Consider the following 5,430-nt stretch of genomic DNA (forward strand, 5'->3'; position numbering starts at 1 on the left):
GGTCAGTGAACGGCGGGATCACGGCCACCTCCACCTTGCCGTAGTCATGGTCGAGGTCTCCGAGAGACCACGCGAGCTTCTGAACGAGCTGATTGGCCTCGAGGTGGTCGAGGTTCATCTTCCAATTGCCCGCCATAATGGGTGTGCGCGCCATCAGTCCTCCAAAACTGCGATGCCCGGGAGCACCTTGCCCTCGAGGAACTCGAGAGAGGCGCCGCCGCCGGTGGAAATATGGGAAAACTTCGACTCGTCGAAGCCGAGGTTGCGAACGGCCGCGGCCGAGTCGCCGCCGCCGACGATGGTGAATCCGTCGGTGTCCTCCATCGCTTTCGCGATGGCGCGCGTGCCCGCGGAAAATGCGTCGAACTCGAAAACGCCCATGGGGCCGTTCCATACGATCGTCTTCGAGTCGGCGATCGCGTCGGCGTAGGCCTTGGCCGTCTCCGGGCCGATGTCGAGGCCCATCTGGTCGGCCGGAATGGCGCTGGAGGCCACGACGGTCGCGGGGGCGTCGGCCGCGAACTTAGGCGCCACGACGGTGTCGACCGGAATGAGCAGCTTGACGCCGTTCTCCTTGGCCTTCTTCAGGTACTCCGCTGCGGTGGCGACCTGGTCGTCCTCGCGCAGCGAGGTTCCGACCTCGTGCCCTTCGGCGAGCAGGAACGTGTAGGCCATTCCGCCGCCGATGAGGAGCCGGTCGGCCTTGTCGAGCAGGTTCTCGATGACGCCGAGCTTGTCGGAGACCTTCGAGCCTCCGAGCACCACGGTGTAGGGCCGCTCGGGGTTCTTCGTGGCGCGGGAAAGCGAGTCGATCTCCTTGAAGACGAGCTCCCCGGCGGCCGACGGGACGAGCTTGGCGATGTCGTAGACGGACGCCTGCTTGCGATGCACGACGCCGAAGCCGTCGGAGACGAAGACGTCGGCGAGATCGGCGTATTCCTTGGCGAGCTCCTCCCGCTCGGCGTCGACCTTGGAATCCTCGCGCTTGTCGAAGCGGACGTTCTCGAGGAGGACGATCTGGCCGTTCCCCAGCGCGTCGACTTTGGCGTGCGCGTCGGGGCCGACGGTGTCGGCGGCGAGCGGAACGTCTGCGCCGAGAAGCTCCGAAAGGCGCGCGGCCACGGGCGCGAGGGAGAACTCGGGCTTGACCTGGCCCTTGGGCCGGCCAAGGTGGGCCGAGACGACGACGCGCGCGCCGGCGTCGAGGAGCCTCTTAAGGGTGGGAAGGGCGGCGCGAATGCGGCCGTCGTCGGTGATGTTGCGATTCTCGTCGAGTGGGACGTTGAAGTCCGAGCGGACGAAAACCTTCTTGCCGGCAAGATCGCCGAGCGTGTCGATGGTCCTCATGATTTCCTTTCTACGCACAGATGCCCGCACACGCCGAGACGTGCGCGGGCATCATGTCAATTCATTGACGTCAGAGCTTCGAGCCCACCAACTTGGCGAGGTCGACGAGACGGTTGGAGTAGCCCCACTCGTTGTCGTACCAGGAGACGACCTTCACCTGGTTGCCGATGACCTTGGTCAGGCCGGCGTCGAAGATCGAGGAATGCGGATCGGTCTCGATGTCCTTCGAGACGATCGGATCCTCGGTGTAGGCGAGAACGCCCTTGAGCGGGCCCTCGGCCGCGGCCTTGACGGCGGCGTTGACGGACTCCACGGTGACGGGCTTCTCGGCCTCGAAGGTGAGGTCGGTGACGGAGCCGGTCGGCGTGGGAACGCGGAGGGCGTAGCCGTCGAACTTGCCCTTGAGCTCGGGAAGGACGAGGGCGACGGCCTGGGCGGCGCCGGTCTTCGTGGGAACGATGTTGAGGGCGGCGGCGCGGGCGCGGCGCAGATCCTTGTGCGGGCCGTCCTGAAGGTTCTGGTCGGCGGTGTACGCGTGGATCGTGGTCATGAGGCCGCGGACGATTCCGAACTCGTCGTTGAGGACCTTGGCCAGAGGCGCCAGGCAGTTGGTGGTGCAGGAGGCATTCGAAATGATGTCGTGATTCTTGGGGTCGTAATCCTGCTCGTTGACGCCGATGACGAAGGTGGCGTCCTCGTTCTTGGCGGGAGCCGAGATGATGACCTTCTTGGCGCCCGCGTCAAGATGGGCCTTGGCCGCAGTCGCGTCGGTGAAGCGGCCGGTCGACTCGACGACGATGTCCACTCCGAGCTTGCCCCAGGGAAGCTTGGCCGGATCGCGCTCCTCGAGAGCCTTGATCGTCTTGCCGCCAACCGTGATCGAATCTTCGGTGTAGGTCACGTCCTCGTCGAGCTTGCCGAGGATGGAGTCGTACTTGAGCAGGTGTGCGAGCGTCTTGTTGTCGGTCAGGTCGTTGACCGCGACAATCTCGATATCCGCGCCCTGAGCCAGAGCAGCGCGGGTGAAGTTACGGCCGATGCGGCCAAATCCGTTGATGCCAACCTTGACGGTCACTGTTTTCCTCCTAGTGCGCTTTCGCGCAGGTGGTCTTGGCCTGTTCGGCCATCTTGACCGAACGTTGTACGTCCGGTGTACGTCTCAATTCTATTGGGCGAACTGCGAAGAGCCTAGGAATGCCCACATCGTGGGCTGCGACCTTTCCCACACGTCGGCAAGGCGACGGCCCGGGCGTGTGTAGAAAGTCCTAGGCCCGCGCCGATTCACCGCGTCGGCGGCGCCGTCGGAATGCATATGTGACTTCCGCCGGCGCGCTTGTCGGCAACGGCCGTCGACTCGAGCGCCCGCGTCAGGGGGCGTCGTGGCCTGCGGCGCGGGCGGCGTCGAGCGTCGATGGGACGCCCAATTCGGCGGCGCGCTTGTCGGCCATCGTGTTCAGGCGCCGAAGCCGCCCGGCCACCGCGTCCTTCGTGGCAGGCGGGTTGAGCCGCTCGCCGAGAAGATTGAGCGAATCCTCCGGGTACTTCATGCGGAATTCGCCTGCTTCGCGCAAATTGTCAGGGATGTCGTCGCCGAGGATTTCGAATGCGCGCTTGACTCGGATGACGGCTATGACGGCGGCGTCGGCGGAGCGGCGCATATTTGCGTCGTCGAAATTGGCAAGGCGGTTGGCCGATCCGTGGACTTCCCTCTCGACGCGCAGTTCCTCCCACTTCAAGACGACGTCGTTGGCGCCCATTCTTGTGAGCATTTCGGCGATTGCGTCGCCCTCGCGGATGTCGACGCGATGCGCTCCGCGCGATTCGCGCGCGCGGTACGGGATCTCCATGCGCCGCGCCAGTCCCCCCAGGGCGTAGGAGGATTCGAGGCTGGGGCAGATGACTTCGAGAGAGGCGTTGCGCCCCGGCTCCAAGAGGGATCCGCGAGCCAGGAACGCGCCCCGCCATGCGGCGGTGCCGTCGGCCTTGGACCCTCCGACGATCGCCGGCGGAAGCCCCCGCACGGGCCGGCCGTAGCTGTCGAGCAGGCCGAGTCGGCGCGCGATGCGCTCGCCGTTGCTGGTGATGCGGACGAGGTAATGGTTTGACTGCCTCATGGACGAGGAGACCGTCAGAAGCTCGCTGCTTATGTTGAAAGCCTGGGAGACGAGGTCCCACAGGTGGCGGGCGCTCGCCGCGTGGCTCAGTTCCGCGTGAAGCGCGACCTTGCCCCCTGCGATTTGCAATCCGCCGGCAAAGCGAAACATCGTCGAAACCTCCGCGATCACGCACGAGAGCATGCGCGGGCGGACTTGCGAGAGTTCGTCTTTGGCTAATTGGGTCAATGCTGGCATTGGCTTCTTCCGTTGACTGATGATTGCAGGGCGCGCCGGGTCACTCGGCGCCGGCGACGTCCCCGAAGACCCCCGTAAACGCGTCGCGATACGCCGCTGCGAGCCGCAGCGGGTCGTGGCGGGCCGATCCGTCGCTCATTCTAACCTGCCTCAAAAGAAGTTGTGCTCCGCATTCTGTGGCGGCCCTCTCAGCTCCGTCGATGTCGTCGATGCTCGTCGGGTCGGCGACAATGATATCGAATCGCAGGTCCGGGCAGTGGTCTTTCAGCGAGCGAATGTGTGCGGCCGCCCCCATTCCCTTCGTCTCTTTGTCCGCGTTGAGGTTGAGCGCGAGGGCCTTTCGCGCCTTCGTCGTGCACAGGGCCTCGCGAAGCTTGGGAACCAGGAAATGGGGAATGACGGACGTGTACCACGATCCGGGGCCGACGATCACCCAGTCGGCGTCGAGTATCGCCTTGACGGCTTCGGGCTGGGCGGGGGGATTTTCCGGGACGACGCCGATGTGCTCGACGATCCCCGGGGTGCTGGCCACCGCGACCTGGCCGCGAATGGGCGCCTTGGGCCCGCCGAAGTCCACGACGGCCTCGATTTCCAGCGGGGCCGGCGACATCGGGAGCACGCGCCCCTTGATGCCGAGCAGCTGCCCGACCCAGTCGAGCGCGAGGACGGAGTCTCCCATCTGCTCCCACAGCGCGAGGATCAACAGATTGCCGAGCGCGTGGCCGCTCATCGGGCCGTTGGACGTGAATCGATGCTGGAGGACGTCCCGCCACGTCTGCCCCCATTCGCCGTCGTCGCACAGCGCCGAGAGGGCCATTCGAAGGTCGCCCGGCGGAAGCACGCCGAATTCCTTGCGCAGCCTGCCCGAGGACCCGCCGTCGTCGGCGACCGTGACCACGGCGGTGACGTTGTGCGTCATGAGGCGCAACGCCGAAAGGCTGGCGAAAAGGCCGTGCCCGCCGCCGAGGGCCACGACTTTGGGGCCGTAAAATCCGCGTTTGGCGTCGTCCGCGCCGTTCATTCGCTGCGCGGCGTTCATTCGCGGTCTATGGGGTGCCTCGCTCATTCGCGCCCCACGTCTCTGTGGATCGTCCGCACCGCCTGGCCCGAGGCGCGGAGTTTTTCGGAGATGGCCTCGGCGACGGCGACCGACCGATGTTTGCCGCCCGTGCAGCCCACGGCGAATGTCACGAAGGGCTTGAGTTCGCGAGCATATCCCTGGAGCACTTCGAGGATGAGCGAGGCGTACTTCTCGACGAACGCGGCGCCCCCGACCTTTTCGAGGACGAAGTTTGCCACCGGCTCGTCGCGCCCCGTCAGGTGCCGCAGCTCGCTGACCCAGTAGGGGTTGGGAAGGAAGCGGACGTCGACGACGTTGTCGGCGTCGACCGGCAGGCCGTACTTGAAACCGAAGGACATCACGGTGACGCGAACGTCGGATTGGGCTTCGTCGGCCACAAGCCCCCTGATTTTGCGGGCGAGGTCGTGGACGGAATATCCGCTCGTGTCGATGATGATGTTCGCCTGTTTGCGCATGTCGTCGAGCAGGGCGCGTTCGGCCGCGATTCCGTCGAGCACCCGGCCGTCTCCCTGGAGGGGGTGCGGGCGGCGGACGCTGTCGTATCGCTTGACCAATTCGTCGTCGCTGCAATCGAGGAAGAGCAGTCGGTAGTTGAAGCCCGACTCTTTGAGGCCGGCGAGTATGAATGAGAATTCGGCGAAGAATTCGCGG

6 protein-coding genes are annotated in these 5,430 nt (G+C 65.4%); all 6 read right to left on the minus strand.

Annotated elements, in window-relative coordinates; all coding sequences use genetic code 11:
- Positions 1-154: triose-phosphate isomerase (locus tag ACO48X_RS10615; RefSeq protein WP_485002059.1), on the minus strand; the 154-nt coding region annotated here is incomplete at its 3' end.
- On the minus strand, positions 154-1,347 hold the full coding sequence (locus ACO48X_RS10620; RefSeq protein ID WP_485002056.1) for a phosphoglycerate kinase: 1,194 nt from the start codon (positions 1,345-1,347) through the stop codon (positions 154-156). The genes ACO48X_RS10615 and ACO48X_RS10620, both read right to left, overlap by 1 nt.
- A 70-nt stretch (positions 1,348-1,417) precedes the next feature.
- Positions 1,418-2,422 (minus strand): type I glyceraldehyde-3-phosphate dehydrogenase, encoded by a 1,005-nt coding sequence (gap, locus tag ACO48X_RS10625; protein ID WP_485002057.1) that lies wholly within the window; start codon positions 2,420-2,422, stop codon positions 1,418-1,420.
- Between the two features lie 292 nt (positions 2,423-2,714).
- Positions 2,715-3,698 carry a DNA-binding protein WhiA gene (gene whiA / locus ACO48X_RS10630; RefSeq protein WP_040322657.1) on the minus strand — a complete coding sequence of 328 codons (984 nt, stop codon included), beginning with the start codon at positions 3,696-3,698 and terminating at the stop codon, positions 2,715-2,717.
- A 40-nt stretch (positions 3,699-3,738) separates the two neighbouring features.
- On the minus strand, positions 3,739-4,719 hold the full coding sequence (locus ACO48X_RS10635; RefSeq protein WP_485002060.1) for a gluconeogenesis factor YvcK family protein: 981 nt from the start codon (positions 4,717-4,719) through the stop codon (positions 3,739-3,741).
- A gap of 41 nt (positions 4,720-4,760) precedes the next feature.
- On the minus strand, positions 4,761-5,430 hold a 670-nt coding region (rapZ, locus tag ACO48X_RS10640), incomplete at its 5' end, for an RNase adapter RapZ (RefSeq protein ID WP_485002058.1).

Source organism: Peptidiphaga sp., from assembly GCF_057238965.1.

Bases quoted from the DNA above. Each gene is read 5' to 3' on its own strand.
- ACO48X_RS10620 (WP_485002056.1), bottom strand. From the start codon at position 1,347: ATGAGGACCATCGACACGCTCGGCGATCTTGCCGGCAAGAAGGTTTTC.
- whiA (WP_040322657.1), bottom strand. From the start codon at position 3,698: ATGCCAGCATTGACCCAATTAGCCAAAGACGAACTCTCGCAAGTCCGC.
- ACO48X_RS10635 (WP_485002060.1), bottom strand. From the start codon at position 4,719: ATGAACGGCGCGGACGACGCCAAACGCGGATTTTACGGCCCCAAAGTC.